Genomic DNA, 25,080 nt, shown 5'->3' with positions numbered 1-25,080 from the left:
GTGACCGCGGCGCTGCCCGCGGTCCCCGGGCGCACCGCGGCCCTGCGCGCCGCCCGCCTGGCGACCGTCCTGACCCGCGCCCTCCCCAGCGCCCCCGACGACCTGCCCTCCCTCTCCCGCGCCCTCCTCCAGGCCCTGGACGTCACCCTCGACACCGGAGGGCCGGGCGAGGGGCTCAGCGTGGCGGGGGAGGCGGGGACGCTCGTGGTGGCGAACCATGTGTCGTGGCTCGACGTCCCGGTGCTGCTGGCGCTGGAACCGGTGACGATGCTCGCGAAGCAAGAGGTCGAGGGGTGGCCGGTCATCGGCGGGCTCGCGAGGAGGGCGGGCACGCGGTTCATCGACCGGGACGGGCTGTGGTCCCTGCCGGGGACGGTCGCCGAGCTCGCGGGGCTGTTGCGGGCGGGCACGTCCGTGATGGCGTTCCCCGAGGGGACGACCCGCTGCCGGGTCCCGGGCACCCTGCACCGGGCGGTCTTCCAGGCGGCCCTTGACGCCGGGGCCCCGATCCGTCCCGTCACCCTCACCTACCGTCAGGGCCACTCCCCGTCGACCCTTGCGGCCTACGTGGGAACCGACCCCTTCACGCTCTCCCTACGTCGCGTCCTCTCGGCCGCCGACCTCACCGTCCACGTCCGCGTTCACCCGCCGCTGCACCCCTCCCCGTCCGACACCCGCCGCGCCCTCGCGCTGCGCGCGGCGTCGCTCCTCAGCCCCGACGGGCCCGCCCCCGCCCATCTCGTCCCCGTGGCGGGCTAGGCCGGGGGCCGGGAGTCACGGCGAAGCGGGTGGTCCGCGGGGATCTCCACGAGGACGATGCGGGTGCCGTCGGGATCGGCGATCCACATCTCGTGGAGGCCCCAGGGCTCTCGCCGAGGTGGGCGGAGGACCGGGACGGAGGCGGCGGCGAGCCGGGCGTGCTCGGCGGCGAGGTCGCGGACCTGGAGCCAGAGGGCGACGGACTCGGCGGACGGTGCCGGGGAGCTTCCGGACAGTTCCAGGAAGCCCGAGCCGAGGAAGAAGACGGTGCCGGGGGATTCGGGCGGGCCGAACTCCCGGTAGACGGCGAGGCCCAGGACGTCGCGGTAGAAGGCGAGGCTCCGGTGCGGGTCCACGGGCCGTAGCAGCACCCGTCCGCTCAGTACTTCCATGCCGTGATTGTGCCGAGCCCGCGCCCCGGCGCTAACCCCGCCCGGGACAAAGGACTGCCATGCTGGCCCGATGGGCCGGGTGACGGATGAGGTCGAGGTGCGCGCCGCGGTGTCCGCGGAGCGGGTGTTCGCGGTGCTGACGGACTGGCCGCGGCACGGCGAATGGATGCCGTTCACCCGCGCGACGGGCGGTGAAGGCGTCGGCGCGGTGATCGAGGGCTGGACGGGCCTCGGCCCGGTCGGCTTCCTCGACACCATGCGGATCAGCGAGTGGGAGCCGGGCCGGCGCGTCGCCGTCGTCCATACCGGCCGCCTCGTCCGGGGCGAAGGCTGGTTCACCACGACCCCGCTGCCCGGCGGCGGCTGCGCGGTCCGCTGGGGCGAGAGCCTCGACCCGCCCGTCCCCGCCGCGCTCTGGCGCCTCGCCGCGCCCGTCTACCGGGCCTTCATGCGCAGGGGCCTCACCCGCCTGGTCCGCTTGGCCGAAGCCGCCTGAACGCGCGAAGGGCGCCCGGCCGTACGGCGGGGCGCCCTTCAAGGACGGCTCACGCCTTCTTGGCGGGGGTCTTCTTGGCGGCGGCGGGCTTCGGCTTGGGGGCCGGCTTGGCGGCCTCGGCCTCGATGGAGGTCGCCTGCCGGGGCGGGGCGGCGACGGTGGCCTCCTCGACCTTGACCGCCTCCTTGTTGATGACGGTCTTGCCGCGCTCGGCGAGCTCGTCGATCACCTCGGTGACCTTGGTGGAGAAGGTCGCGACGTACCCCTGGAAGGTGGTGGCCTCGGTGGTCTCCTGGTAGCGGGCGACGTTGGCCTTGAGCTCGTCGACGCGCACGGTGACGGTGGTGCGGGCCTTGGCGACGCGCTCGTTCAGGTCGCCGCGCAGCTCGTCGACGTTCCCGGTGACCGATTCGCGGTACTTGCTGTAGTTCTCGGTGAGTTCGGCGCGCACCTTGGCGGCCACCTCGGGCACTTCGCGGAGCTTCTCGACGGCGAGGTCCACCGCTCCGGCTCCGGCGTAGACGGCCTTGCTGTCCTTGAGCTTCTCGGCGAGGGTCATGGTTCCAGGTCCTCTCTTGTCGACGGGGCCTCGTCTTCGGGCCCGGTGTCTGCTGAGTTCTCTTTCCGGAAGGAGTCGTAGATGTCGAGCAGTACCTGCTTCTGCCGTTCGGAAAGAGCGAGGTCGGCCCTGACGGCTGTCTGGACGTCGCTGTCGGCCTCGCGGTCTTCGAGGATCCCGGCCTGCACGTAGAGCGCCTCCGCCGAGATCCGCAGACCCTTGGCGATCTGCTGAAGGATCTCCGCCGAGGGCTTGCGCAGGCCCCTCTCCACCTGGCTCAGGTAGGGGTTGGACACCCCGGCCTGCTGTGCCAGCTGGCGCAGCGAGATCTTCGCCCGTTGCCGCTGCTCCCGGATGTACTCCCCGATGGAGCCGACCTTCGGTCCTTGCATGTGTCCCACCCTCGGTCAAAGTGCTTGCTATTGCAAGCGGGGGAGCGGGGTCCCGGCGGTGACTCCGCTCACAATTTGCCATGATCCCGTAACTCAGCTGCGAAATTCACGGGATTCTTGGGGATCTTTTGCGTGTTCCGTGGCGAAAGAGTGCGTGCTCGAGCAAGCAGAGTGGTTCGCGCATCCCATAGTGGGTGTGATCGGTACCCACTACGCTTTGGGCGCATGCTGGGACGACCGTGGCTGATCGCCGCCCCCCTCCTCCTGTTCGCCCCGATGACCCCCGCGCACGCGGCGAACCCGCCGACGGCCGCGGAGCGCGCCGCGGTGTTCGCCGCCGCCGACGACCGGGTGCTGAGCGACGAAGTCGTCCTCACGGTCGGCGCGGACGGGGTGCTGCACGCCACCGAGACCGTCAGGTTCGACCACGGGTCGGCCTCCGGCGGCGACCCCGTCGAGCGGATCTTCATCACCCGGGTCCCGGTGGACGCCGCGCGCGACCGGATCTTCGCGGTGGAGAACCTCAAGGTGGCCGGCGGCTCCACCCAGATCACCGACGCCGACGCGGTGGTGGAGGAGGACCGGACCGTCATCAGGCTGGGCGGCGGCACGGGCGTCCAGACCTACACCCTCGACTACGACATCAGGGGCTCGATCGCGCCGCTGCCGAACGGGCAGGAGCTGCGCTGGACCGCGGTCGGCTGGAACGTCCCGGTCGCCGAGGCCACCGTCACCCTCGACGTCGCGGCCGAGGTGCGCGGCGTCAACTGCTTCGCCGGCTCGCCCAGCAGCGTCGTCGGATGCAGCGAGTTCCGCCGCCCGAAGCCGGGCCGGATGACGCTCTTCGCCCAGACGTCGATGCTTCCCGAGGAGTATCTGACGGTCGCGGGGGTGCTGCCCGCAGGGCACACGACCGGGGCGCCCACGTACGAGGAGCGCAAGACGCTCGCCTCGTCCTTCGCCATGAACGCCGTCACCGGAGGCTCCCTGGCGGCCCTCCTCCTCGTCCTCCTGGGCGGCTTCTTCCTGCTGCACCGCCTGCGCGGCCGTGACGCGCGCGCGGAGGTGCACGAGACGACGCCGCTCACCGACACGGGCTTCGAGCCACCGGACGGCATCCGCCCCGGCCAGGTCGGCACCCTGATAGACGAGCAGGCCGACGTCATCGACGTGGCGGCCACCGTCATCGACCTCGCCGTGCGGGGCTACCTCCTCATCGAGGAGGCCGAAGGCAAGGGCGACTGGACCCTCCGCCGCCTCAACAGGCCCGTCAACGACCTCCATCCTTACGAGCAGATCCTCTACGACGGCCTCTTCTTCGACGGACGTGAGACCGTCAAGCTCGCCGCCCTGGGCGGCACGTTCGCCACCAAGCTGGCCCAGGTGCGGGCCGCGCTGTACGTGGACGTCGTCAAGCAGGGGTGGTTCAGCCGCAGGCCCGACGCGGTGCGCTCGCGCTGGACGGTCCTCGGCTACGTGGTCAACGTGCTCGGCGTCATCGGGACGATCGGGCTGGCGATCGCCACGAGCTACGCCCTGGTCGGCCTCGGCGTCCTCGCGTTCGGCCTCGCGCTGACGCTGTTCGGCAAGCACATGCCCGCCAAGACCGCCAAGGGCTCCGCGGTGCTCGCGCGCACCCTGGGCTTCCGCGAGCACCTGCGCAAGGGCGAGGCCGAGCGGGTGCCCGACCGTCAGAAGATCGCCCTGTTCTCCCGCTTCCTCCCGTACGCCGTCGTCTTCGACACGGTCGGGCCGTGGGCCAAGACCGTCGAGACGGCCGGGGTCGAGGGAGGCGACAACCTCTACTGGTACGAGGGGCCCGCCGAATGGGATCTGTCGAAGTTCGCCGAGTCGATGCGGGCGTTCACCTTCGCGCTCTCCGGGGCGCTCGCCCAGTCGCGGCCGTACGGCCGCAAGGCGCCGAAGGTGGACGTCGAGGCATTGGGCAAGAGTTGAGGCGGGCCGCGGCCTTCACGGCGGTCGTCCTCGGCGTCTCTCTCGTGGCGGTCCCCGCCGCGCAGGCGGCGGCGCCCAAGTGGCGAAAGATGCCGGGCGTGCGGACCGTGAAGGCGGGGGCGCTCAACAACGTCGAGTTCGTCTCGCCGAAGCTGGGCTGGGCGGCGGGCAAGGAAGGCGACAAGCTCGCTCTGTGGCGCTGGAACGGGCGCAAGTGGAGCCGGGTAGGCAACGACTTCGCTTTCGCGCCCGCCGGGCTCGCTGTCGCGGGTCCCAAGCAGGCCTGGATAACGGGCGTCGAGCTGACCGCGGCGCACGCGCTCCACTACAACGGCACCGCGTGGCGCGAGGTCGACTTCCCGGGGCCGGGCGTCCCCGTGGACCTCGCCGCCGGACCTGACGGGACCGCGGTCTCCGTCGCCGAGGACCTGTTCAAGGGCGGCAACGCGGTGCACCGGTGGAAGGACGGCGCGTGGCGGCGCTGGAAGGTGCCGCTGCCGAAGAACGCCGTCCTGAGCACCGTGGAGGTGCGGGCCAAGAACGACATCTGGCTCGGCGGCACCTACAGCCCCGACCGGAAGAACTTCCACTCGCTTCTCCTGCACTGGAACGGCAAGAAGTGGCGGCGCGTCAAGGTCGGGGGCGTGTCGACCAAGGCGATCACCCAGATCGTCGCCGACGGTCCGGGCACGGCCTGGGCGCTGCGCGGGTCGACCGCGACGTCGCTGGTGCGGTGGAACGGCAAGCGCGTCATCGACCGCAAGCTGCCGCGCGGCCTCGGCGCGCTCACCCTCACCACCGACGGCACGGGCGGCGTGTGGATGCTGCCCTACAGCGACAGCAACGCGAAGGAGACCCCGTACCTGCGCTGGCACGAACGCGACGACCTCTGGGACTTCGCATACGGGCCGCGCCGTGAGGGAGTACCGGGCCTGGGGGACCTCGACAACATCCCCGGGACCTCCCGTGTCGTCTCCGTGGGCGGCCTCGACCGCGACGATCAGCGTTTCCCCATCGTCGAGATCTTCCGCTAGCGGCCGCCCAGACGGCCGGAGCGGTCGGGGGGAGCCTCTACCGTGGTCAGGGTGTGCGCGGAGCGGGTGCGGAGGCCTGAGGGGGAGCTGACGCGGGGGACGACCAACCCCAACCGGCTGCGGCGGCAGGACCTCTGGATGGCCGCGACGACGCGGCTCCCGCCCGAGGCGCTCGTGGTGGACCTGGGATACGGGGCCTCGCCGGTGACGGCCGTGGAGCTGTACACACGGCTCAGGACCGTCCGGCCGGACGTCCGGGTCGTCGGCCTGGAGATCTCCCAGGACCGGGTGGACGCGGCCCGGAGCTTCCTCGCCGGCCGGCAGGACGCCTATCCCGGGCTGACCTTCGCCCGCGGAGGCTTCGAGCTGCCGGTGGGCCGCCCGCCCGATCTCGTCAGGGCCGCGAACGTGCTCCGGCAGTACGACGAGGAAGCCGCGTGGCTCACGTGGGAGCGCCTGCGGGAGCGTCTGGCGCCCGGAGGCACCCTCGTGGAGGGCACCTGCGACGAGATCGGCCGAAGGCACGTCTGGGTGGCGCTGCCCGAGGACGGGCCCGCGACGATCACGTTCGCCGCCTCGGTGGCCCATCTGCCGAAGCCGTCGGCGCTGGCCGAGCGGCTGCCCAAGACCCTCATCCACCGCAACGTGCCGGGCGAGGCCGTCCACGCGTTCCTGACGGACCTGGACCGCGCGTGGGCGACCGCGGCCCCGCAGTCGGTGTTCGGGCCGAGGCAGCGCTGGCTGGCGACCGTCGAGCAGATCCGGCGTACGTGGCCGGTCCTTACCCGGCCCCCGTACGGCGGCGTACGCCGCTGGAGGCTGGGCGAGGTGACGCTGCCCTGGGACGCGCTCGCGCCTCGGCGGTAGATTCCGTCAGCGGTAGATCTCGATGACGGGCAGGCGCTTGTTCTTCGCGGCGACCCCGCCGACCGCGATCACCTGCTTGGTCCCGGGAACGCGGACCAGGTCGTGGATCTGGGTGTCGGCCTTGCGCTGCGGGCCCTTGACGTTCGTCCACTTGCCCGTCCAGTGCAGGTAGAGCGAGCTCTTGCCTCCGCTGCCCGGCGACGGGATGGTCCAGGCGCCGGAGCCGCCGTCGGGGGTGAGCGCGTAGTGCGAGATGAGCGGAGTGCCGGCTTCCGTCCACTTGGTGCCGTTCCAGCGCAGGAGGCCGCCGCCGTTCTGCGCGCGGATCGCCCAGACCTTGTCCGGCCCGGTGACCGCGAGGTCCTGGATGATGTTGTGCGCCTGCCCGATGACGCCCCAGTCGCCTCCGGGGGCCTTGACCGCCTTCCACCGCCCGTCGACGAGCCGCACGACCGTGGCGACGGCCTGGGTGCCGTTCGCGGTGGTCGTCCCGGCCAGCCAGACGTCCTTGGCGCCGCGGACGGCCACCGCGGTGAGGGAGGCGCCCGCCGCGGGCGGCACGTCCACGTTGACGAACTTCCCGCCGTCCCACCTGCGGACCACACTGGCGCCGTCGTTCTTCGAGTTCAGCCCCGCGACGGAGTAGACGGTGCCGTCAGGGGCCGCCGAGAGGGAGAACGGGACGATGGGCAGGGCGATCGGGCCGAGGTTGGCGCCCGGGTACGCGACCTTCTTCCACGTCTTGCCGTTCCAGTAGATGGCGACCGGCGTCACGCCCGACATCCCCACCGCCCACGCCCTGTTCGGGCCCGCCGCGGCCATCGCGGTAGGCCGGAACTTGCCTGCGCCCTTCTTCACGGTCCACTTCTTGCCGTTCCAGTGGAACGGCCGCCCGTTCTCGTTGATCGCGAAGGCGGTCTTCTTGTTCACCGCCGCCGCGGCCAGAAGGGTGCCCGCGGTCTTGAACGCCGAACCTGTGACGTTCTTCCAGGACGGCTTCCTGGCGGACGGCTGCGCGGCGGCGCCCTGCGGCACGAGGAGCGCCCCCGCGAGGAGGGCGGAGACGGCGACGGAGAGACGGCGCATGGGTCGGGCTCCTCTAGGGGGATGGGAGTGCGCATCACCCTAGAGGAGCCCGCCAACGGGACGTAAGGGAAGTGGGTGCCTGAGCGCGCTCCGTCTCCGGCTATTCCCGGTGGATCTTGTAGGGCGCGGCCTGCGCCCGCGGCTGGACGTCGATCCTGTCGATGTTCACGTGCGCGGGACGGGTGACGGCCCAGGCGATGCAGTCGGCGATGTCGTCGGCGACCAGCGGTTCCGCGACACCCGAGTAGACGGCGTCGGCGGCGGACCGATCACCGCGGAGACGGACCAGGGAGAACTCCTCGGTCTTCACCATGCCCGGCGCCACCTCGGTGATCCGGACGGGCCTGTCGACGAGTTCCAGCCGCATGATGTCGTTCACGGCGGCCGCGGCGTGCTTGGCCGCCACGTAGCCGCCGCCGCCCTCGTAGGGCACATGGGCGGCGAGGGAAGTGATGTTCACCACATGACCGGAGCCGGAGGCGACGAGCTTGGGCAGCAGCGCCCGGGTGACCCGCAGGAGGCCGAGGACGTTGGTGTCGTACATGACCCGCCAGTCCTCGGTCTTGGCGTCGGCGATCCGCTCGGTGCCGTGCGCGCCGCCCGCGTTGTTGATCAGGACATGGCACTCGGGGAGGCCCGCGGCGAGCTCCGCGACGGACTCCTCCGAGGTCACGTCGAGGGTGACCGCCTCGACGAACCCGCGCCGGCCCGCCGGGTCGGCGGCCTCGATCTCCTTGACCAGGGCGTCGAGCCGGTCGCGGCGACGGGCCGCGGCGACGATGTTGAAGCCCTCGGCGGCGAGTCTGCGGGCGGTCGCCGCGCCGATGCCGCTGCTGGCTCCGGTGATCACTGCTGTCTTTCGCATGGGTCCATTCTCGCGCGGCGGGCTCCAGCGGCGGCCCGGGGTGGGGAACAAGTCGGGCAGATCGGTAGGTTCAACAGTTGGTTCCCTGTTCCCTGAGCAAAGCGAGGTCTCGTGATCAACCGGGTCGCGACGCTCTCCGTGCACACGTCACCCCTGGACCAGCCCGGCACGGGCGACGCCGGGGGCATGAACGTCTACATCGTGGAGACCGCGAGACGGCTCGCCGAGCGGGGCGTGGAAGTCGACATCTTCACCCGCGCGACGTCCCGGGCCCTGCCGCCGGTCGTCGAGCTCGCCCCCGGCGTCCTGGTCCGCAACGTCCAGGCCGGGCCGTTCGAGGAGCTCGACAAGACCGAGCTGCCCCGCCAGCTGTGCTCGTTCACCTCGGGCCTGCTGCGCGCCGAGGCGGCGCACGACCCCGGCCACTACGACCTCGTGCACTCGCACTACTGGCTCTCCGGCCAGCCCGGCTGGGTCGCCGCGCACCGCTGGGGCGTGCCGCTCGTGCACTCGATGCACACCCTCGCCAAGGTGAAGAATCTCAGCCTGGCCGAAGGCGACACCCCGGAACCGGCCCTCAGGGTGACCGGCGAGGAGCAGATCGTCGCCGACGCCCATGAGCTGGTCGCCAACACCGCGGACGAGGCACGTGAGCTGATCGACCTCTACGGCGCCCTTCCCCGGCGCGTCCAGACGGTCGCCCCGGGCGTCAACCTCGAGGTGTTCACCCCGGGAGGACGGGCGGAGGCCCGCAGGCGCCTCGGCGTACCCGCCGACGCCTATCTCCTGCTGTTCGTCGGCCGCATCCAGCCGCTCAAGGCCCCCGACGTCCTGGTGAAGGCCGCCGCCCGGCTCCTGGACCGCCGTCCCGACCTGCGCTCCCGGCTCGTCGTGGCGATCGTGGGCGGCCCGTCCGGGACGGGCAAGGAGCGCCCTGAGGGCCTCCAGAAGCTCGCCGCGTCCCTCGGTCTCGGCGACGTCGTCCGGTTCGAGCCGCCGACCCGGCAGTCCGGCCTCGCCGAGTGGTACCGCGCCGCGGACGTCACCGTGGTGCCCTCCCACAACGAGTCCTTCGGCCTCGTCGCGGTCGAGTCCCAGGCGTGCGGGACGCCCGTCGTGGCGTCCGCCGTGGGCGGCCTGCGCACGGCGGTCGGAGACGGGATCTCGGGCGTCCTCGTGCAGGGCCACGACCCCGACGACTACGCCAGGGTCCTGGAGAATCTCTACGACGAGCCGCATCTCCGTGAAAGGCTCGGGCACGGGGCGGTAAGGCACGCCCGTGTCTTCGGCTGGGACGCCACCGCCGACCGCCTCCTGCGGGTGTACAACAGCGTCGTGAACGAACGGGTGTGCGCGTGACCACCGCCGAGACGATCAAAGCGGCCCTCGAAGAGTCCGAGCTGACCTACGAGGAGCCCCGCGAAGGCGCCTTCCTCGTCAGATTGCCGGGGGAGCACAAGCTCGCCACCATGGTGTGGCTCATCGTGGGCGCCTACAGCCTCCACGTCGAGGCGTTCTTCTGCCGCAAGCCCGACGAGAACCACGCGGTCTTCTACCGGTGGCTGCTGGAGAAGAACGGCAAGATGTACGGCCTCGCGTTCACCCTGGACGAGGTGGGTGACGTTTATCTCGTCGGGAAGACGCCGCTCAAGGCCGTCGACGCCGAGGAGATCGACAGGCTGCTCGGCTGCGCGCTCTCCTACAGCGACGAGAATTTCGACCGCGCCCTGGAACTCGGCTTCAAGACCTCGATCCAGAAGGAATGGGACTGGCGCGTCTCGCGCGGCGAGTCCCTGGCCAACCTCCAGGCGTTCGCCCGTTTCGCCGCTCCCGGCAACCGCTGAAGGACGCCCCCTCGGTAGGATCTCCCGCATGGCTACCCTGGTTTTGCTCCGGCATGGCGAGAGCGTGTGGAACGCGGAGAACCTGTTCACGGGCTGGGTGGACGTGGATCTGTCCGCCAAGGGCGAGAGCGAGGCCGCGGCCGCCGGCGATCTGCTGCTCGACGCCGACCTCACCCCTGACGTCCTGCACACCTCCCTGCTCAAGCGCGCCATCCGCACCGCGAACATCGCGCTGGACGCGGCCGACCTCCTGTGGCTGCCCGTCCGCCGCTCCTGGCGGCTGAACGAGCGCCACTACGGCGCGCTCCAGGGCAAGAACAAGGCCCAGACGCTCGAGGAGTTCGGCCCCGAGCAGTTCAAGACGTGGCGCCGCTCCTACGACACCCCGCCGCCGCCCATCGCCGACGGCGACCCGCTGTCCCAGGTCGGCGACCTGCGGTACGGCTCCCTGCCGTCGGAGCTGGTCCCGCGCACCGAGTGCCTGGCCGACGTCGTGGACCGCCTCCTGCCGTACTGGTACGACGCGATCGTCCCCGACCTCGCCGCGGGCCGCACCGTCCTGGTGACCGCGCACGGCAACTCGCTGCGCGCCCTCGTCAAGCACCTCGACGACATCCCGGACGACGAGATCTCCGAGCTGAACATCCCGACGGGCATCCCGCTCAAGTACGAGCTCGACGCCGACTTCGTCCCGCGCAAGCGCGGCGGCGAGTACCTCGACCCCGCGGCCGCCAAGGCCGCGATCGAGGCGGTCAAGAACCAGGGCAAGAAGTAGTCACCGGGGAGACCCGTGAGACGTCGAGGGGCCGCACAGGACGTCTGTGCGGCCCCTCCGGCGTCTCCCGCGTCAGTTGAACTCTTCGATGATCTCCTCCGGCCGCTGGCCCGTCACCAGGTAGACGACGTCGCCCGCGACGTGCACCGCGTGGTCGGAGAACCGCTCGAAGTAGCGGCCCGCCAGGGTGATGTCGACGGCCTTCTCGACGCCGTGCTTCCACGACGGCGACAGCAGCACCTTGAACAGCCTGCGGTGCAGCTTGTCCATCGCGTCGTCGTCGGTCTCCAGTTCCAGGCCCATGGCCACGTCCTGGGACGCGATGACGCTGCCCGCCTTGGCGACCATCCGCTCGGCCACCTGGCCCATCTCCAGGATGGTGGAGTGCAGCTCCGCCGGGATGCAGGACTCGGGATGGCGCCGCCGCGCCGTCTTGGCGATGTGCGCCGCGAGGTCGCCCATCCGCTCGAGGTCGGCGGCCATCCGCAGTGAGGTGATGAGGGTCCGCAGGTCGCCCGCGACGGGCTGCTGCCGGGCCATCAGGTCGAAGACCGTCTGCTCGATCTCGGACTCGATCTTGTTGACCGCCTTGTCGCCGCTGATGACCTCTTCGGCCAGCCGGGCGTCGGCGTCGAGCAGGGCAGTGGTCGCCCGCGCCATGGCGGAACGGACCAGACGGGTCATCTCCACCAAGTCATGGGAGATCCCGTCGAGTTCCTCATGGTAAGCGTCGCGCAAAGTCCCTACCTCGTGTTCGTTCGATCACAATGGGTGAAATCCCATGTGATGGGTTGTTCCCGTGACACATCGAACATGTCGGTCATGAACTGAATCAGTGGCAGAGGTGAACATTGGGCGAACGCGACCGTCCGAGTACGTCGGGTAGTGCAAGGGCGTCCTCAACGGCACCTAACATCCAGTTGTGAATGTCGAACTGGCCGTCGGACTCGCCGGTTTCGTCGGCTTGACCGGCGGGCTGGTGACAGGCCTGGCCATCCGCTGGACCGAACTGGCCCAGGGCCGCGCGCAACCGCCGCAACCCCCCGTCGTGGCCCTGCCCCCGGGCGTCTCCTCGGTCCTCAACGTACTCCCGTCCTCGGCCGTCGTCCTCGACACCGACGACAAGGTGCTGCGCGCCTCCTCGGCCGCGCGCGCCTTCGGCATGGTCAGCGGCGACCGCCTCATGGTCGACGAGATCCTCGCCCTGGCCCGCCGGGTCCGCCGCGACGGCGAGATCCGCGAGGCCGAGGTCCAGGTGGGCGTCGCCGACTCCCGCTGGTTCGCGGTCCGGGTCGCGCCGCTCGGCTCCGGAGGGCTCGTCCTCGTGCTCGCCGAGGACCTCACCGAGATGCGGCGCGTCGAGTCGATCCGCCGCGACTTCTCCGCCAATGTCAGCCACGAGCTGAAGACGCCCGTCGGGGCGCTCCTGCTGCTCGCCGAGACCGTCCAGGACGCCGCCGAGGACCAGGTGGCGGTGCGCCGGTTCGCCGGGCGGATGCAACTGGAGGCCGCCCGGCTCTCCAGCCTCGTCCAGGACCTCATCACCCTCTCCTACGTCCAGGGGGAGGAGCCTCTCGCGCAGGAGGAGCCCGTTGCCGTCGCGGACCTCGTCGCCGACGCCGTGGACCGCGCCACTCTCACCGCGCAGGCCCGCGAGATCCATCTCGGCGTCGCCGTCACGCCCGACCTGTACGTCAGGGGCGACGAGGAACTGCTGGTGATGGCCCTGAAGAACCTTGTGGACAACGCGATCGCCTACAGCCCGGAACGGACCAAGGTCGCGATCAGCACGCGCGTGGTGGACGACGAGGAGCGCCCCTACGCCGAGATCAGCGTGACCGACCAGGGCATCGGGATCCCCGAACCGGAGCTCGAGCGGATCTTCGAGCGGTTCTACCGCGTCGACCCCGCCCGCTCCCGCCAGACCGGGGGGACCGGCCTCGGGCTGGCCATCGTCAAGCACGTCGCCACCAAGCACGGCGGCGAGGTGATCGTTTGGAGCAAGGAGGGCTCCGGCTCCACCTTCACTCTCCGGCTCCCCCTGCGGGAACACCCCCGATCCCTAGATCAGTCAGTCCGGGAGGACAATCCGTGACCCGTGTACTTGTCGTGGAGGACGAGGAGTCGTTCAGCGACGCCCTGTCGTACATGCTCCGCAAGGAGGGCTTCGAGGTGGCCGTGGCCGCCACCGGGCCGGACGCGCTGGAGGCCTTCGACCGCAACGGCGCCGACCTCGTCCTGCTTGACCTGATGCTGCCCGGCCTGCCGGGCACCGAGGTCTGCCGCGAACTGCGCTCCCGCTCCAGCGTCCCGGTGATCATGCTCACGGCCAAGGACAGCGAGGTCGACAAGGTGGTGGGCCTCGAACTGGGCGCCGACGACTACGTCACCAAGCCGTTCTCGTCGCGTGAGCTGGTCGCAAGGATCCGGGCCGTACTGCGGCGCCAAGGGGACGTGGAGGAGATCGTCCCCGCGGCACTGGAAGCCGGCCCCGTGCGCATGGATGTGGAACGTCACATAGTGAGCGTGGGCGGGGAGACCGTCCAGCTCCCCCTCAAGGAGTTCGAGCTGCTGGAGGTGCTCCTGCGCAACGCGGGGCGCGTCCTCACCCGGATGCAGCTGATCGACCGGGTCTGGGGCGCGGACTACGTCGGCGACACCAAGACCCTCGACGTCCACGTCAAGAGGCTCCGGGCGAAGATCGAGCCGGCGCCCTCGACACCGCGGTACATCGTCACCGTCCGGGGGCTCGGCTACAAGTTCGAGCCCTGAGGGCCCCTGCGCCCCGTCCAGGGCGCGGCGAGAGCGGGTAAAGGGAAAGGCCCCCGGCGTGACGCCGGGGGCCTTTCGGTGTTCTTGGGGGCCGTGCTCGGGCTCAGTGCTCCGAGGGCTCGCTGCCGGCCGACTTCTTCGGGCTCTTGGTCGGCTTCGGGTTGACCGCGGGGGTGCCCTCGACGCCCTCGACCTCGGTGCCGCCGGTGGCGGCGCCCGTCGGGGTGGCGCTGCCGGTCGGGGTCGCGGCGGGCGCGGGGGACAGGGTGGCGTACTCGCCGACCGAGGGCACGACCGGGACCGTCACGGTGATCTGCGGGGCGTTGGTGAAGGTCAGGGTGAGCTTGACGCTCTCCCCGCCGAAGAGCTTGGCGCTCGTGCCCTTGAGGACGACCGAGGTCTGCGGGCCGCCGAGCGGGACCGCGGTGTGCGCGGGCAGCGCGATCGTGCCGGCGCCGATCACCGCGGACTGGGCGAAGCCGCCGGCCGCGGTGACCGAGGTCAGCGCGTCGGAGTCCTTGGCGGTGTTGTTGATCAGCGTGCCGTAGAGCGGCAGGTCGGCGCCGGGCTCGGCGGGCGTGCCGGGGACCGGGCCGAGGAGGAACATGTTGCGCACGTCGAGGCCGCCCTGCGAGATGTTGACGCCGTCCGTGAGGCGGGTCGGCTTCACGCTCTGGGCCTCGGTCCCGGCACCGCACCCGGCCAGGGCGAGAGAACCGGCCAGGGCCAGCGGGGCGACTTTGCGGATCACGGCGACGTGTCTCCTCGTTTGGTGCAGCCCTTCGGGGCGCAGATATTCCAGTTACCGGTGTTCGATCGTGGGTCCGCACGCATCGTAGCGAGCACTCGCCGGTGCTCCGGACCGGGGGTGCTCCGGCGTTCTCCGCGCCGATCCCCTGCCCTGCGGGGCCCGTGGCGGAGCGAACCGGGAGGAGGCGCTCAGAAGCGGACGAGCGACGGCTCCGGGGTCGTCCGCAGGTCGCGCATGATCTGCCCGACGGCGCCGTTCGCCTTCACCACGAGAACTGTCAGCCCGTGCGCCTGATAGGTGCGCGGGAGAAGATCGGTGGAATCGTCGACAATGGAGGCCTGTGATCCCGCGACGCGCCCGGAGATCTTCCAGAGATCTTCATGGGCCTCCTTGACCGATTCTCCTGACGTGCGGCGGTCGGCGAGGAAATAGATCCTTACGGAAGCGGCGTCGGCGATGCGGTCGAGTCCGCGCAGGGTTCCGTCGCAGTCGCACGCGCGGGGAATGATCGCGATCAGCGCGGGGCGCATGTCGACGGTCCGCATGGGCGCGCCATTCACGGCCAGGTTCGCGGAAGGGAGAAGGCCGCCCACCGAACCGGGCGGCGCGGTGCTGCGCGCGAGCGTCTGGGCGGGCGGGATCTGGCGCGGGGCGCGCGGTCCGAAGAACGTCATCAGGGTGCCGCTGAGCACTGCCACGAGCAGTACGAGGATCGTGACGGGCAGTGCGAGGCCCCAGCCCTGGAACGGCTTGGCGATCCGCTGCCAGCGGGCCTTGCGCAGGCGGGACCTCTCCTCGCGCCGCCAGATCGCCAGGTCCTCGTCGAGCTCGCGGGCGTCGTCGGGGACGACCACATGGACGTGAGGCAGGCCGTAGTCGTCGTCCTCATGCCTCATGCCGCACCTCGCCTCCGGCGGCGCCGATCACGCGTCCCTTTCCAGTATCGCCTTTTCCGGCAAGATCGGAATATCGGTTTCGCGGCCCGTACACAGGTGTTGCGCAGAGGTTGCGAAGACGTTTCCCCTGGGTAGAACAATGAGTCCGGAGTGCGGGCTTGCACCGGTGCGAAGGTTTGTCAAGACCCCAATTAATGGCGTGACCTGCGGAAATGTACGGTTGGCCCGTGCGTTCCGTGGGAAGCGCGTGGTAGGCTAGTGCCTAGCGGAAGGGGTACTTGTCACATGACTTTCACGGTCGGCGACACCGTCGTCTACCCCCACCATGGGGCTGCTCGGATCGAAGCCATCGAGACTCGCACCATCAAGGGTGAGGACAAGACCTACCTGGTGCTGAAGGTCGACAAGGGTGACCTTACAGTACGCGTCCCCGCGGACAACGCCGAGTTGGTCGGGGTCCGGGATGTGGTCGGCCAGGAGGGCCTGGAGAAGGTGTTCGAGGTGCTGCGCGCCCCGTACACCGAGGAGCCCACCAACTGGTCTCGGCGGTACAAGGCGAACTTGGAGAAGCTGGCGTCCGGTGACGTCAACAAGGTCGCCGAAGTAGTGCGTGACCTCTGGCGGCGCGACAAGGAGCGCGGGCTGTCGGCGGGGGAGAAGCGCATGCTCGCCAAGGCACGGCAGATCCTCGTCAGCGAGTTGGCGCTCGCTGAGAAGACGAACGAGGACAAGGCCGAAGCGCTGCTGGACGAGGTCCTCGCCGGGTAGGGCACGCTTGTCTGCATGACATTTCAACATCCAAGGGTGGGCGTCGGTACCGACGTCCACCCTTTTGCGTCCGGCAGGCCGCTGTGGGTGGCCGGGCTCGAATGGCCCGGCGAGGGCGACGGCATCGAAGGGCACTCCGACGGTGACGTCGCCGCCCACGCCGCCTGCGACGCGCTGCTGGGCGCCGCCGGCCTCGGCGACCTCGGCGCGGTCTTCGGCACCGCCGACCCGCGCTGGCACGGGGCGTCCGGGGCGGTCCTGCTCACCGAGGTGCACCGGCTGGTGCGCGAGGCGGGCTACGAGATCGGCAACGTCGCGATCCAGGTCATCGGGAACCGCCCCAAGATCGGAAAGCGGCGCGCGGAGGCGGAGAAGACGCTGAGCGCGGTCCTGGACGGCGCCGCGGTCAGCCTCTCGGCGACCACCACCGACGGGCTCGGGCTGACCGGCCGCGGCGAGGGCATCGCCGCCATCGCCACGGCGCTGATCTTCCCGCGCTGATCCTCCTGCGCGAAGGCGTCTGAGACGGTGATCCGCACTTCCTCCGGGAGCCCCGCGCGTCAGCCCTGTCCGGGCGGCGTGGGGCCACTGCGCAGCGTGCCGGAAGGCGGGTCCCACTCGTCACCCCCGTAGGCGGCCCACTCGTCGAGGTCCGGCCTCGGGCCCTCCGGCTCCGACTCGTCCCGGGAGGCGTCGCTCTTGGCGGGCCGCCCCACGAGCTTCACGTCCGTCGGAAGGCTGGCCGGCGGACGGACGGGCTCGGCGGCGACGGGAAGGGGCAGCGGAGGCGGACTCGGAGGCTCCTGGTCGTCTTCGGCGTCCTCATGGTCCGGCGCCTCTACCTGCTCGATCGCGGGTGCGGGACCCGGCGGAGGCACCGGGTGGGGATAGGCGTCGAGGTACGGGTTCGGGAAGTCCGCCGCGGTGGGCAGCCGCATCGGCTCGGCCGGAGTGATCCCGTCGAGGGAGAAGTCGGGCTGCGGCACGGGCTCCGGCTCGGGAGATCCGTTGGGCGTCTTACGGGTCCGCCGGACCGCGCGCACTTGCCGGAACATCGACAGCCACAGCCAGGTCGCCAGGAGCGCGGCGACCCAGGGGGCCGAGGCCACCCCCGCGTCCAGCGCGGTGCCGTCGATCGCCGCGAAGCCCTTCACCACGTTCTGGATGGAGGCGGCGATCGCGCCGCCGACCAGCGCGTAGAGCAGGATCCACCGGATCCAGCGGGTCCACCAGGGCGCGCGGCGCGCCGTGAAGAGCGCGAGGATCGCGGTGGCGATGAGCCCGTCGTAGACCAGTGGGTAGTACCTGCCGAAACGCTCGACGTTCCGCCCGCTCAGCCCGGTCTCGGCCAGCAGTCGCAGATCGTCGTAAGACAGGATGAACGCCCCGGCGGTGAGCCCGGCGACGGCGATGAAGCTCAGAATCGTGAACGCGCGATGAGCGGGCGTCAGTGCGGTCGTCATGGTGCCTCGGGGGGAAGACGGAGTGAGAGACAATCTTGACCCGGCGCGCCGCCCCGCGCGACCCCTGATGGCGCATCTGCGCCCGCGGCCTCTGCGCGAGGCCTTTCCCTAGTAGCCTTGACTTCCGTGAGCCTGCGCCTTTATGACACCAGCACGCGTGCCGTCCGCGAGTTCGAGCCCCTGACGCCGGGCCGGGTCGGGCTGTACGTCTGCGGGGCCACACCGCAGGCCGCCCCGCACATCGGCCACCTGCGCTCCGGCGTGATCTACGACCAGCTCGTCCGCTGGCTGATCCGCTCGGGCTACGAGGTCACCTTCGTCCGGAACGTCACCGACATCGACGACAAGATCCTGGCCGTCGCCGAGCAGTCCGGACGGCCCTGGTTCGCCGTGGCCGAGGGCAACCAGCGGATCTTCGGCAAGGGCTACGAGACGCTCGGCTGCCTTCCGCCGACCATCGAGCCGCGCGCCACCGGGCACGTCCCGGAGATGATCGTCCTCATGCGGCGGCTCATCGAGCGCGGGCACGCCTACAACGTCGGCGACGACGTCTACTTCGACGTCAAGTCCTGGGCGGACCACTACGGGCGCCTGTCCAACCAGAAGCTGGAGAACATGCGCTCGGCGGGGGACACCCCGAACGAGGAGCTCAAGCACGACGCCCGGGACTTCGCCCTGTGGAAGGGCGCCAAACCCGGCGAGCCGTCCTGGGAGACGCCGTGGGGCCCCGGCCGTCCCGGCTGGCACCTGGAGTGCTCGGCCATGGCGACCAAGTACCTCGGCGAGACGTTCGACATCCACGGCGGCGGCATGGACCTGGTCTTCCCGCACCACGAGAACGAGATCGCCCAGGCTCAGGCCGCGGGCGACGGGTTCGCGCGGTACTGGATGCACAACGGTCTGCTCACGATCGACCGGGAGAAGATGAGCAAGTCCATCGGGAACGTGGTGTACCTGGACGATCTGCTCGGTCAGGTCAGGGCCGTCGAGGCCAGGTACTTCCTCGTCTCGGCGCACTACCGCTCCACGATCGACTTCACCCCCGGCGCGCTCGACGACGCGGCCCTGGCCTACCAGCGGATCGAGGGCTTCCTCGTCCGGGCCGCGGAGACCTTCGGCGACGTCAAGATCTCCGCCGACCTCCCCGCGGCGTTCGTCGGGGCGATGGACGACGACCTGGGCGTCCCGCAGGCGCTGGCCGTCCTGCACGAGACCGTCCGGGCGGGCAACAGCGCGCTGGCGTCCGGCGACGGCGAGGCCGCGCGGGAGGCCGCCGCCGAAGTGCGCGCGATGGCCTCGGTCCTCGGGATCGACCCGCTGGAGTGGAGCGTCGCCTCCGACGCCGCCGATCTGCGCCCGGTCGTCGACGCGCTCGTGCGGGTGGTGCTGGGCCAGCGCCAGGCGGCCCGCGGCCGCAAGGACTGGGCCGCCGCCGACGCGATCCGCGACGGTCTCGCCGAGGCCGGGATCGTGGTCGAGGACACCCCGCAGGGCCCCCGCTACGACATCAGGCGGGGCTGAGTTTTCCACAGGCGGCCCGGAGCGATGCTTCGGGTCGCTTACGCTTGTGGTTCACGTGGTTTTGTTTTCTGTGGGAAGGGCAGCCGAGGATGACCAAGAAGGGCAAGAAGGGCCCGAGCGTCACCGCCAAGGCCGAGGACAGGCATTGGCACGGCAAGCGCGTCAAGGCGCGCAACGCCAAGAGCTCTTCCCGCACCGGCACCAAGACGTTCGGTCCGCGTAAGCCGGGCGGACGTCCCGCCACGGGCCAGCAGACCCGGCAGGGCGGCGCGGCCGCGGCCCAGAGCCGCCCGGTCGCCGCGCGCCGTCCCGACGCGCCTGAGCTCGTGCACGGCCGCAACCCCGTGCTCGAGGCGCTGCGCGAGGGCGTGCCCGGCACCACCCTGTACTACATGCCCGACAGCGACGACCGGGTCCGCGAGGCCGTCAAGATCGCGGCCGACCGCGGCATCCCGCTGATCGAGTGCGGCAAGCCCGAGCTCGACCGCCTCACCGACCGGGCCGTCCACCAGGGTCTCGCCTTCCAGGTGAAGCCCTACCGCTACGCCCACCCCGACGAGCTGCTGCAGGGCACCGCCCCGCTGATCGTCGCCCTGGACGGCATCACCGACGCCCGCAACCTGGGTGCGATCGTCCGCTCGGCCACCGCGTTCGGCGCGAGCGGCATCCTGCTGCCCGAGCGGCGCAGCGCCGGGATCAACGCGGGCGCCTGGAAGACCAGCGCCGGCACCCTGGCCACCACCCCGGTCGCCCGCTGCACCAACCTCACCCGCCAGCTCAAGGCCTACCAGGAGGCAGGCTGCTTCGTCGCGGGCCTCGACGCCCACGGCGGCTCCTCTATCACCGACCTCCCCGCCGCCGACGGCCCGTTCGTCCTCGTCGTCGGCTCCGAGGGCAAGGGCCTGGGCCGCCTCGTCGGCGACAGCTGCGACATCCTCGCCCACATCCCCATGTTCGGCCACGCCGAGTCCCTCAACGCCGGCGTAGCCGCAGGCATCGCCCTCTACGAGATCGCTCGCCAGCGCCACACCTGATTCGGCTAAGATGCCCCCCACAACGCCTCGTTAGCTCAGCCGGCCAGAGCAGCTGTCTTGTAAACAGCAGGTCATCGGTTCGAATCCGATACGGGGCTCCGGTCAAGGCCCTCCGGCTGCGGAGGGCCTTTCGGCTTTTCGGGGGCTTTCGGCTGTTCGGGGGGCGGTGGCGGGCCCGCCGGGAGCGTGTCTTGTGGCCTAGTTGTCGGGAGGGTGGCGGGTTAGGGTTTTTGGTGGGTTTGGGGGGGCTTTGAACGAATTTGGACGAGGCGATCTTCCTGAGGTGTACCGGGTGGCGTCGGACGCGTCGGCGCTCGGCCAGCGGCGGGTGACGCGGCAGACGCGGTTGCTGTTCGGGGCGTCGCTGGGGGTGGGGCTGTTCGAGCTCTTCGGCGGGCCCGGCGGGCCGTCGTGGCACAGCGCGGCGGATCTGCTGACGGCGGTGTGCTTCTGCGTCGGGAGCCTCGGCGGGTACCTGCTCGCCGCGGGGAGGTCCCATCGGCGGTGGTACGACGGCAGGGCCTCCGCCGAGTCGATCAAGACGCTCGTGTGGAAGTACATGATGCGGGTCCCGCCGTTCGCGGGCGCCGCCGACGCCGACGGCGTGCTGCTCGACCCTCGACGGCGCCGAAGTGGGTGGCGCCGCGCTCGACGTACGTCTCCGCGGCGGGGATCCGGGCGGCGAGCCAGCGGGTGTGGTCGACGGGTGAGAACCGGTCCTGCGACCCGTGCCACAGGAGGGTCGGGACCTGGATCTGGGAGGGGTCGAAGCCCCAGGGGCGGCGGAGGGCGAGCACGTCGTCCACCCAGCCGTCGGCGCCGTACTTGAGCGCCTCGCCGTAGGTGCGGATGAGCTGTTCGCGGATCTCGACGTCCTCGACGATGCGGAGGTCCCCCGAGGAAAGGTCGCCGCCCAGCATGCGCAGCAGGGATTCCGGGTCCTTCTTGATCTCGTCGGCCTTGCGGATGATCTCGCCGAGTCCGCCCGCCGGGTCGAGGTCGATGCCGGAGTACTCCCGCCTGTTCAGCTCGCCCATGCCGCCGTACCAGTCGAGCCCCTTGCTGTCGGGGGGCGCGACCGTCACCAGGACGGCGGCCATGGTGACCCGGTCGGGCAGGAGGGCGGCGCAGGCGAGGGCGTGCGGACCGCCGCCGGATCTGCCGACGACGGAGAACCGCTCGTATCCGAGGTGGTCGGCGATCGCCCGCACGTCGTCGGCGGCGTGCCGGACGCACCGGCCGGGCCGGCGGGCCGAATCCCCGTATCCGGGCCGGTCGTAGCTGAGGAGGCGGACGCCGAGCCGGTGCAGGACGATGCCGCGCGGGAGCGGGCCGCTGCGGCTGCCCGGGGTGCCGTGCATCAGGAAGACGGGTGTGCCGTCCCGGGGGCCCAGGCAGTCGACGACGAGTTTGCCTCCGCCGGGAGCGCCCACCAGCAACGTCACCCTTTGCCTCCCGCGCTAGCCCCTGCCTTCGATGATGTGACAGGTGGTGGTGGTATTCGTACTATCTGCGAGGTGTTCTCGTGCTGTCCGACCGCGCGCCCCGTCGGTCACGCGGGTCACGATAGCTTCCATGCGCCTGTGCGGGCCGTCCTTATTCGCCCGGGTGTGGGCAGTGCTCGGTTGAGCAGGCTATTTCTCCTACTTTGCGATATATAGCCCCGGTGGCGCAATTCCCGCGACCGTCAATGGTCACCATGCCGTCAGAGGGATTCGGGGCGCCAGGCCAGGAGGGCCCAGATGATGACGATGTCCAGGACGATGATGAGGATGGACCACCAGGGGTAGTACGGGAGGAAGGCGAACTGGGCGATGGCCTGGATGGAGGCGAGGACGATGACGGGCCAGCGGGCCCAGGACCGGCCGGCGATGAGGGCCACCGCGACGGCGATGAGCACGATGCCGAGGAGCAGGTGGATCCAGCCCCAGCCGGTGATGCTGAATTCGTAGACGTAGTTCGGGGCGACGACGAAGAACTCTCGCTTGATGATGGCCGCGAGGCCGACGATGGCGCCCCAGACCCCGCTGAGGATCATCAGGATCGCGGCGAAGAGGACGAATCCCGTCGCGGTGGTCTGCTTGGTGTTCATGCGCGCCTCCGGGCTGCCGAGCCGCGGAGCACCTGTCCCGGGCCGGTCGGCGGCCCGGCGATCCTGCGGCACAGCAGAGATTCCCCGATTTGATCGCCCGGAATGTCGGCAAAGGTCAACTGTGACGTCGGCTTTGCCGGGAATTGGAGGGCCGCGCCGACGGCTCAGAGGGCGGCGGGGGCCAGGAGGTCGGCGATGGTGGTCCGCGCCAGGGAGGTGAGGACCGCCTCGCGGGCGAGGGCGTCCTGGGCGTGGAGGTTGGCGGTCACGGTGCGGCCGACGGGGCACGCGGGGTTGGGGAGGTGGACGCCGAGGACGGGGTCGTCGGCGTTCACGGCGGTCCAGATGTCGGCCAGGGTGAGCGTCTCGGGCGGGCGGGAGAGGGCCCAGCCGCCCCGGGGTCCGGCGTGGGAGTGCACGAGGCCCGCCGCGCGGAGCCTGCCGAGGACGCGCCGCACGTGGACGGGGTTGGTCGCGGGGCTGACGGCGAGTTCACCGGAGTCGACGAGCTCGCCGGGGCGGCCCGCGAGAAGGGTCGCCAGGTGGACCGCGACGGAGAACTGGGTGTTCGTCGCCTGCGCCATGTCCGACATTGTATCCGTAACCACCGCTGATACAGTATGAAACGTCACCAGGCCAGTTACAGAAAAGGGATCTTTCATGACCACTTATGGCGTCACCGGGGCCACCGGGCATCTCGGACAGCTGGTCGTGCGTGCGCTGCTGGGCCGCGGGGTGCCTCCGGCGGACGTCGTGGCGATCGCGCGGACGCCCGCGAAGGCCGCCGAGCTCGAGGCGCTCGGGGTCACCGTGCGCGAAGGCGACTATGGCAGGCCCGAGACCCTGGCGAGCGCCCTCGCCGGCGTCGACAGGCTGCTCCTCGTCTCCGGCAACGAACTCGGCACGAGGGTCCAGGGGCACCGGAACGTCATCGCGGCGGCCAAGGACGCGGGCGTAAGCCGGATCGCGTACACGAGCGTGCTCCGTGCCGGTTCGACCGAGCTGTCGCTGGCCCCCGACCACCTGGCGACCGAGGACGCGATCCGGGACTCCGGCCTGCCTTACGTCCTCCTGCGCAACAGCTTCTACACCGAGGTCTACCTCGCCAAGATCCCCGCGGCGCTGAAGACCGGGGAGATCGTGGACGCCACCGCGAACCGTCCCGCGTCGACCGCCACCCGCGCCGACTACGCCGAGGCGGCCGCCGCCGCGCTGACGGGCGATCCCCAGAACGTCATCTACGAACTGGGCGGCGCCCCGTTCACGCTCTCGGAGTTCGCCAGGGCCCTGTCCGACGCCTCGGGCACCGAGGTCGCCCACCGGAACGTCACCCCCGCCGAGCTCACCGAGGTGCTGAAGGGCGCGGGCCTCGACGGGGCGACCGCCGCCTTCGTCGCCTCCCTGGACGACGGCCAGGCGCGCGGCGAGCTCTACACCGACTCCACCGACCTCGCCGACCTCCTGGGCCGCGCGCCCACGCCGTTCGCCGAGGCACTGCGCGCCGCCCTCTGACGCCGTAGGCGCCCCGTCCCGGGGAGTCGCGCCGTCAGGCGGCGGGGCGGGGCCTGCGGGTGCGCCAGGCGATGGCGAGGCCGGCGATGACGAAGAGGCCGCCGATGGCGAGGATGGCGAAGCCGAGGGCGGGGGAGCCCGCGGTGTGGCTGTCGGCCGAGGGCGCGGTGTCGGCGGCGATCTGCTCCGCGACGGCGGGGTCGGCCGGATCCTGCCCGCCCAGGGGGACGATGAGCGACCCCGTGGCCTTCGCCGTCCGCTGGGCGGCGCGCACCGCCTTCCACGCGTGCACGACGCCCGCGCCGACCCGGTCGTCGCGTCCGGTCTTCGGCTTGCGGGTGGTGCCCTCCTCCAGCGCCGCGCGGATCTGCGCGGGCGTCAGTTCGGGGAAACGGGAGCGCAGCAGCGCCGCGACGCCCGCCACGATCGCCGCGGACGCGCTGGTGCCGTCGTCGGTGGCGTAGGCGTTCTCCGGCTGGGTGGTGACGATGCCGACGCCGGGTGCGGCGAGGCTGATCCACGGGTTGTGGTTGCTGTCGGACCAGGGCTGGTAGGAGCGGTCGACGGCGCCGACCGCGATGACGCCCTCATAGGCCGCGGGGAAGTTGCGCCGGTTCTGCCCCGCCCCGTCGTTGCCCATCGACGCGATGAGGACGACCCCCTTGGACAGCGCGTAGTCGACGGCGTCCATCTCGGTCTCGCTGCCGGTGTAGTCGGCCTTGCCGCCGCCGAGCGACATGTTGATGACGTCGGCGCCGTGGTCGACCGCGTACCGGATCGCCTTGGCCATGGCGTCCTTGTTGAGGTCGCGGTTCTTCTGCCGGTCGCGGGCGGGGTCCTTGTTCTCCCACGTCACCTTGATCGAGAGGAGGTCGGCGCCGGGCGCGACGCCCTTCACCCCGGACGAGCGGCCCTTGCCGTGCCCGCGGCCGGCGATGATGCCGGCCATCGCGGTGCCGTGCAGCGCCCAGTACGGGCTGTCGGCCGTGGTGCTGTGGCCGGTGTAGTCGGGACCGGTGGTCACCTTGCCGACGAGGTCGGGATGACCGGGGTCGACGCCGGTGTCGAGGACGGCCACGGTGACGCGGTCGCCCTTGGTGAGCTTCCACGCCTTGGGGAGTCCGAGCTTGCCCAGCACCCACTGCCGGTCGCGGATCTCGTCGGCGTGCGCGGGCAGCGGGGTGAGCGCGCCGGGCGCGGTGAGGAACAGGGCGAGGCCGACCGACAGCGCGCGCAGCCGCATGCC

General features: G+C 71.0%; 28 protein-coding genes, 1 tRNA gene and 1 pseudogene. 17 read left to right on the top strand and 13 right to left on the bottom strand.

The features are described from left to right. A complete protein-coding gene (locus EDD29_RS39260; protein ID WP_211360147.1) occupies nucleotides 1–759 on the top strand; it encodes a lysophospholipid acyltransferase family protein in 759 nt (252 codons plus the stop codon). On the opposite strand, the gene EDD29_RS39255 is transcribed toward EDD29_RS39260, so the two are convergent. Then, a complete protein-coding gene (locus EDD29_RS39255) occupies nucleotides 756–1,151 on the bottom strand; it encodes a VOC family protein (RefSeq protein ID WP_123669238.1) in 396 nt (131 codons plus the stop codon). The two genes, EDD29_RS39260 and EDD29_RS39255, sit on opposite strands and share 4 nt — an antisense overlap. A 70-nt stretch (nucleotides 1,152–1,221) precedes the next feature. Between EDD29_RS39255 and EDD29_RS39250 the strand changes: the two genes are divergently transcribed. Then, nucleotides 1,222–1,647, top strand: a complete 426-nt coding sequence (locus tag EDD29_RS39250; protein WP_123669237.1) for an SRPBCC family protein — start codon at nucleotides 1,222–1,224, stop codon at nucleotides 1,645–1,647. Between the two features lie 49 nt (nucleotides 1,648–1,696). Here EDD29_RS39250 and EDD29_RS39245 read toward each other — a convergent pair whose 3' ends face one another. Both EDD29_RS39245 and EDD29_RS39240 read right to left on the bottom strand, forming a co-directional pair. Beyond that, nucleotides 1,697–2,206, bottom strand: a complete 510-nt coding sequence (locus EDD29_RS39245) for a hypothetical protein (protein WP_123669236.1) — start codon at nucleotides 2,204–2,206, stop codon at nucleotides 1,697–1,699. After that, nucleotides 2,203–2,598: a helix-turn-helix domain-containing protein gene (locus EDD29_RS39240; RefSeq protein WP_123669235.1), complete on the bottom strand. Its 396-nt coding sequence runs from the start codon at nucleotides 2,596–2,598 to the stop codon at nucleotides 2,203–2,205. Before EDD29_RS39240 ends, EDD29_RS39245 begins: the two co-directional genes overlap by 4 nt. A 225-nt stretch (nucleotides 2,599–2,823) precedes the next feature. Here EDD29_RS39240 and EDD29_RS39235 point away from each other — a divergent pair, with 225 nt between their 5' ends. From EDD29_RS39235 to EDD29_RS39225, 3 genes are read left to right on the top strand one after another with little or no spacing between them, the layout of a single operon-like run. Next, a complete protein-coding gene (locus EDD29_RS39235; protein ID WP_123669234.1) occupies nucleotides 2,824–4,554 on the top strand; it encodes a DUF2207 domain-containing protein in 1,731 nt (576 codons plus the stop codon). Then, nucleotides 4,551–5,588 carry a hypothetical protein gene (locus EDD29_RS39230; RefSeq protein ID WP_123669233.1) on the top strand — a complete coding sequence of 346 codons (1,038 nt, stop codon included), beginning with the start codon at nucleotides 4,551–4,553 and terminating at the stop codon, nucleotides 5,586–5,588. Before EDD29_RS39235 ends, EDD29_RS39230 begins: the two co-directional genes overlap by 4 nt. 51 nt (nucleotides 5,589–5,639) lie before the next feature. Next, nucleotides 5,640–6,455, top strand: coding sequence for a class I SAM-dependent methyltransferase (locus tag EDD29_RS39225; protein WP_246053235.1), 816 nt, complete (start codon nucleotides 5,640–5,642; stop codon nucleotides 6,453–6,455). Nucleotides 6,456–6,461: 6 nt separating this feature from the next. Here EDD29_RS39225 and EDD29_RS39220 read toward each other — a convergent pair whose 3' ends face one another. Together EDD29_RS39220 and EDD29_RS39215 are read right to left on the bottom strand one after the other, a co-directional pair. Continuing rightward, nucleotides 6,462–7,541 (bottom strand): beta propeller repeat protein, encoded by a 1,080-nt coding sequence (locus EDD29_RS39220; RefSeq protein WP_123669232.1) that lies wholly within the window; start codon nucleotides 7,539–7,541, stop codon nucleotides 6,462–6,464. A 100-nt stretch (nucleotides 7,542–7,641) separates the two neighbouring features. After that, the gene (locus EDD29_RS39215; RefSeq protein WP_123669231.1) at nucleotides 7,642–8,406 is read right to left on the bottom strand and encodes an SDR family NAD(P)-dependent oxidoreductase; all 765 of its coding nucleotides are present in this window, start codon (nucleotides 8,404–8,406) and stop codon (nucleotides 7,642–7,644) included. 111 nt (nucleotides 8,407–8,517) lie between these two features. Between EDD29_RS39215 and mshA the strand changes: the two genes are divergently transcribed. From mshA to EDD29_RS39200, 3 genes are read left to right on the top strand one after another with little or no spacing between them, the layout of a single operon-like run. Then, nucleotides 8,518–9,765 (top strand): D-inositol-3-phosphate glycosyltransferase, encoded by a 1,248-nt coding sequence (gene mshA / locus EDD29_RS39210; RefSeq protein WP_123669230.1) that lies wholly within the window; start codon nucleotides 8,518–8,520, stop codon nucleotides 9,763–9,765. Continuing rightward, nucleotides 9,762–10,250, top strand: coding sequence for a type III secretion system chaperone family protein (locus tag EDD29_RS39205; RefSeq protein ID WP_123670962.1), 489 nt, complete (start codon nucleotides 9,762–9,764; stop codon nucleotides 10,248–10,250). Before mshA ends, EDD29_RS39205 begins: the two co-directional genes overlap by 4 nt. A 28-nt stretch (nucleotides 10,251–10,278) precedes the next feature. Further along, entirely contained in the window at nucleotides 10,279–11,025 is a 747-nt protein-coding gene (locus EDD29_RS39200; RefSeq protein ID WP_123669229.1) for a phosphoglyceromutase, read from the top strand. 72 nt (nucleotides 11,026–11,097) lie between these two features. Here the strand turns inward: EDD29_RS39200 and phoU are convergent, their stop codons facing one another. Next, nucleotides 11,098–11,763: a phosphate signaling complex protein PhoU gene (gene phoU / locus EDD29_RS39195; RefSeq protein ID WP_123669228.1), complete on the bottom strand. Its 666-nt coding sequence runs from the start codon at nucleotides 11,761–11,763 to the stop codon at nucleotides 11,098–11,100. 184 nt (nucleotides 11,764–11,947) lie between these two features. Between phoU and EDD29_RS39190 the strand changes: the two genes are divergently transcribed. Then, nucleotides 11,948–13,120, top strand: coding sequence for a sensor histidine kinase (locus EDD29_RS39190; RefSeq protein WP_123669227.1), 1,173 nt, complete (start codon nucleotides 11,948–11,950; stop codon nucleotides 13,118–13,120). Next, nucleotides 13,117–13,797: a response regulator transcription factor gene (locus EDD29_RS39185; RefSeq protein ID WP_123669226.1), complete on the top strand. Its 681-nt coding sequence runs from the start codon at nucleotides 13,117–13,119 to the stop codon at nucleotides 13,795–13,797. Before EDD29_RS39190 ends, EDD29_RS39185 begins: the two co-directional genes overlap by 4 nt. A gap of 103 nt (nucleotides 13,798–13,900) precedes the next feature. Here EDD29_RS39185 and EDD29_RS39180 read toward each other — a convergent pair whose 3' ends face one another. Both EDD29_RS39180 and EDD29_RS39175 read right to left on the bottom strand, forming a co-directional pair. Then, nucleotides 13,901–14,548, bottom strand: coding sequence for a copper chaperone PCu(A)C domain-containing protein (locus tag EDD29_RS39180; RefSeq protein WP_123669225.1), 648 nt, complete (start codon nucleotides 14,546–14,548; stop codon nucleotides 13,901–13,903). Nucleotides 14,549–14,736: 188 nt separating this feature from the next. Further along, a complete protein-coding gene (locus tag EDD29_RS39175) occupies nucleotides 14,737–15,444 on the bottom strand; it encodes a hypothetical protein (RefSeq protein WP_123669224.1) in 708 nt (235 codons plus the stop codon). 285 nt (nucleotides 15,445–15,729) lie between these two features. Here EDD29_RS39175 and EDD29_RS39170 point away from each other — a divergent pair, with 285 nt between their 5' ends. Then, nucleotides 15,730–16,212: a CarD family transcriptional regulator gene (locus EDD29_RS39170; RefSeq protein ID WP_106397345.1), complete on the top strand. Its 483-nt coding sequence runs from the start codon at nucleotides 15,730–15,732 to the stop codon at nucleotides 16,210–16,212. A 15-nt stretch (nucleotides 16,213–16,227) separates the two neighbouring features. After that, nucleotides 16,228–16,713, top strand: a complete 486-nt coding sequence (ispF, locus tag EDD29_RS39165) for a 2-C-methyl-D-erythritol 2,4-cyclodiphosphate synthase (protein ID WP_211360146.1) — start codon at nucleotides 16,228–16,230, stop codon at nucleotides 16,711–16,713. 59 nt (nucleotides 16,714–16,772) lie between these two features. On the opposite strand, the gene EDD29_RS39160 is transcribed toward ispF, so the two are convergent. Then, complete coding sequence (locus EDD29_RS39160; RefSeq protein WP_123669222.1) at nucleotides 16,773–17,675, bottom strand: hypothetical protein; 903 nt, start codon at nucleotides 17,673–17,675, stop codon at nucleotides 16,773–16,775. Nucleotides 17,676–17,801: 126 nt separating this feature from the next. Here EDD29_RS39160 and cysS point away from each other — a divergent pair, with 126 nt between their 5' ends. From cysS to EDD29_RS48260, 4 genes and pseudogenes are all read left to right on the top strand, one after another. After that, nucleotides 17,802–19,196, top strand: a complete 1,395-nt coding sequence (cysS, locus tag EDD29_RS39155; RefSeq protein ID WP_123669221.1) for a cysteine--tRNA ligase — start codon at nucleotides 17,802–17,804, stop codon at nucleotides 19,194–19,196. A gap of 89 nt (nucleotides 19,197–19,285) precedes the next feature. Next, nucleotides 19,286–20,230 (top strand): 23S rRNA (guanosine(2251)-2'-O)-methyltransferase RlmB, encoded by a 945-nt coding sequence (gene rlmB, locus EDD29_RS39150; RefSeq protein ID WP_123669220.1) that lies wholly within the window; start codon nucleotides 19,286–19,288, stop codon nucleotides 20,228–20,230. A 24-nt stretch (nucleotides 20,231–20,254) separates the two neighbouring features. Beyond that, nucleotides 20,255–20,328 (top strand) — tRNA-Thr (locus tag EDD29_RS39145). Between the two features lie 185 nt (nucleotides 20,329–20,513). Then, nucleotides 20,514–20,768 (top strand): annotated as a pseudogene (locus tag EDD29_RS48260) (hypothetical protein); the annotation flags it as partial. On the opposite strand, the gene EDD29_RS39135 reads toward EDD29_RS48260, so the two are convergent. The 3 genes from EDD29_RS39135 to EDD29_RS39125 all read right to left on the bottom strand — a co-directional run bounded on the left by EDD29_RS39135 (nucleotide 20,767) and on the right by EDD29_RS39125 (nucleotide 22,906). Continuing rightward, nucleotides 20,767–21,591 (bottom strand): alpha/beta fold hydrolase, encoded by an 825-nt coding sequence (locus EDD29_RS39135; RefSeq protein ID WP_123670961.1) that lies wholly within the window; start codon nucleotides 21,589–21,591, stop codon nucleotides 20,767–20,769. The pseudogene EDD29_RS48260 and the gene EDD29_RS39135 overlap by 2 nt on opposite strands. A 344-nt stretch (nucleotides 21,592–21,935) precedes the next feature. After that, the gene (locus EDD29_RS39130; protein WP_123669219.1) at nucleotides 21,936–22,322 is read right to left on the bottom strand and encodes a DUF7144 family membrane protein; all 387 of its coding nucleotides are present in this window, start codon (nucleotides 22,320–22,322) and stop codon (nucleotides 21,936–21,938) included. Nucleotides 22,323–22,486: 164 nt separating this feature from the next. Continuing rightward, nucleotides 22,487–22,906 carry an Rrf2 family transcriptional regulator gene (locus EDD29_RS39125; RefSeq protein ID WP_123669218.1) on the bottom strand — a complete coding sequence of 140 codons (420 nt, stop codon included), beginning with the start codon at nucleotides 22,904–22,906 and terminating at the stop codon, nucleotides 22,487–22,489. 76 nt (nucleotides 22,907–22,982) lie between these two features. Here EDD29_RS39125 and EDD29_RS39120 point away from each other — a divergent pair, with 76 nt between their 5' ends. Then, entirely contained in the window at nucleotides 22,983–23,834 is an 852-nt protein-coding gene (locus tag EDD29_RS39120; RefSeq protein WP_123669217.1) for an SDR family oxidoreductase, read from the top strand. 34 nt (nucleotides 23,835–23,868) lie between these two features. On the opposite strand, the gene mycP is transcribed toward EDD29_RS39120, so the two are convergent. Further along, on the bottom strand, nucleotides 23,869–25,077 hold the full coding sequence (gene mycP, locus EDD29_RS39115) for a type VII secretion-associated serine protease mycosin (RefSeq protein WP_123669216.1): 1,209 nt from the start codon (nucleotides 25,075–25,077) through the stop codon (nucleotides 23,869–23,871). Nucleotides 25,078–25,080: the final 3 nt, after the last annotated feature.

The sequence above is a fragment of the Actinocorallia herbida genome (assembly GCF_003751225.1).
Classification (GTDB): domain Bacteria; phylum Actinomycetota; class Actinomycetes; order Streptosporangiales; family Streptosporangiaceae; genus Actinocorallia; species Actinocorallia herbida.
This window is presented reverse-complemented; position numbering and strand designations above follow the sequence as displayed.

Excerpts from the sequence above, each read along its gene's own strand:
- EDD29_RS39255 (WP_123669238.1), bottom strand. The coding sequence starts at position 1,151 with ATGGAAGTACTGAGCGGACGGGTGCTGCTACGGCCCGTGGACCCGCAC.
- EDD29_RS39250 (WP_123669237.1), top strand. The coding sequence starts at position 1,222 with ATGGGCCGGGTGACGGATGAGGTCGAGGTGCGCGCCGCGGTGTCCGCG.
- EDD29_RS39245 (WP_123669236.1), bottom strand. The coding sequence starts at position 2,206 with ATGACCCTCGCCGAGAAGCTCAAGGACAGCAAGGCCGTCTACGCCGGA.
- EDD29_RS39240 (WP_123669235.1), bottom strand. The coding sequence starts at position 2,598 with ATGCAAGGACCGAAGGTCGGCTCCATCGGGGAGTACATCCGGGAGCAG.
- EDD29_RS39235 (WP_123669234.1), top strand. The coding sequence starts at position 2,824 with ATGCTGGGACGACCGTGGCTGATCGCCGCCCCCCTCCTCCTGTTCGCC.
- EDD29_RS39220 (WP_123669232.1), bottom strand. The coding sequence starts at position 7,541 with ATGCGCCGTCTCTCCGTCGCCGTCTCCGCCCTCCTCGCGGGGGCGCTC.
- EDD29_RS39215 (WP_123669231.1), bottom strand. The coding sequence starts at position 8,406 with ATGCGAAAGACAGCAGTGATCACCGGAGCCAGCAGCGGCATCGGCGCG.
- EDD29_RS39200 (WP_123669229.1), top strand. The coding sequence starts at position 10,279 with ATGGCTACCCTGGTTTTGCTCCGGCATGGCGAGAGCGTGTGGAACGCG.
- EDD29_RS39175 (WP_123669224.1), bottom strand. The coding sequence starts at position 15,444 with ATGAGGCATGAGGACGACGACTACGGCCTGCCTCACGTCCATGTGGTC.
- EDD29_RS39170 (WP_106397345.1), top strand. The coding sequence starts at position 15,730 with ATGACTTTCACGGTCGGCGACACCGTCGTCTACCCCCACCATGGGGCT.
- ispF (WP_211360146.1), top strand. The coding sequence starts at position 16,228 with ATGACATTTCAACATCCAAGGGTGGGCGTCGGTACCGACGTCCACCCT.
- EDD29_RS39160 (WP_123669222.1), bottom strand. The coding sequence starts at position 17,675 with ATGACGACCGCACTGACGCCCGCTCATCGCGCGTTCACGATTCTGAGC.
- rlmB (WP_123669220.1), top strand. The coding sequence starts at position 19,286 with ATGACCAAGAAGGGCAAGAAGGGCCCGAGCGTCACCGCCAAGGCCGAG.
- EDD29_RS39135 (WP_123670961.1), bottom strand. The coding sequence starts at position 21,591 with ATGCACGGCACCCCGGGCAGCCGCAGCGGCCCGCTCCCGCGCGGCATC.
- EDD29_RS39130 (WP_123669219.1), bottom strand. The coding sequence starts at position 22,322 with ATGAACACCAAGCAGACCACCGCGACGGGATTCGTCCTCTTCGCCGCG.
- EDD29_RS39125 (WP_123669218.1), bottom strand. The coding sequence starts at position 22,906 with ATGGCGCAGGCGACGAACACCCAGTTCTCCGTCGCGGTCCACCTGGCG.
- EDD29_RS39120 (WP_123669217.1), top strand. The coding sequence starts at position 22,983 with ATGACCACTTATGGCGTCACCGGGGCCACCGGGCATCTCGGACAGCTG.
- mycP (WP_123669216.1), bottom strand. The coding sequence starts at position 25,077 with ATGCGGCTGCGCGCGCTGTCGGTCGGCCTCGCCCTGTTCCTCACCGCG.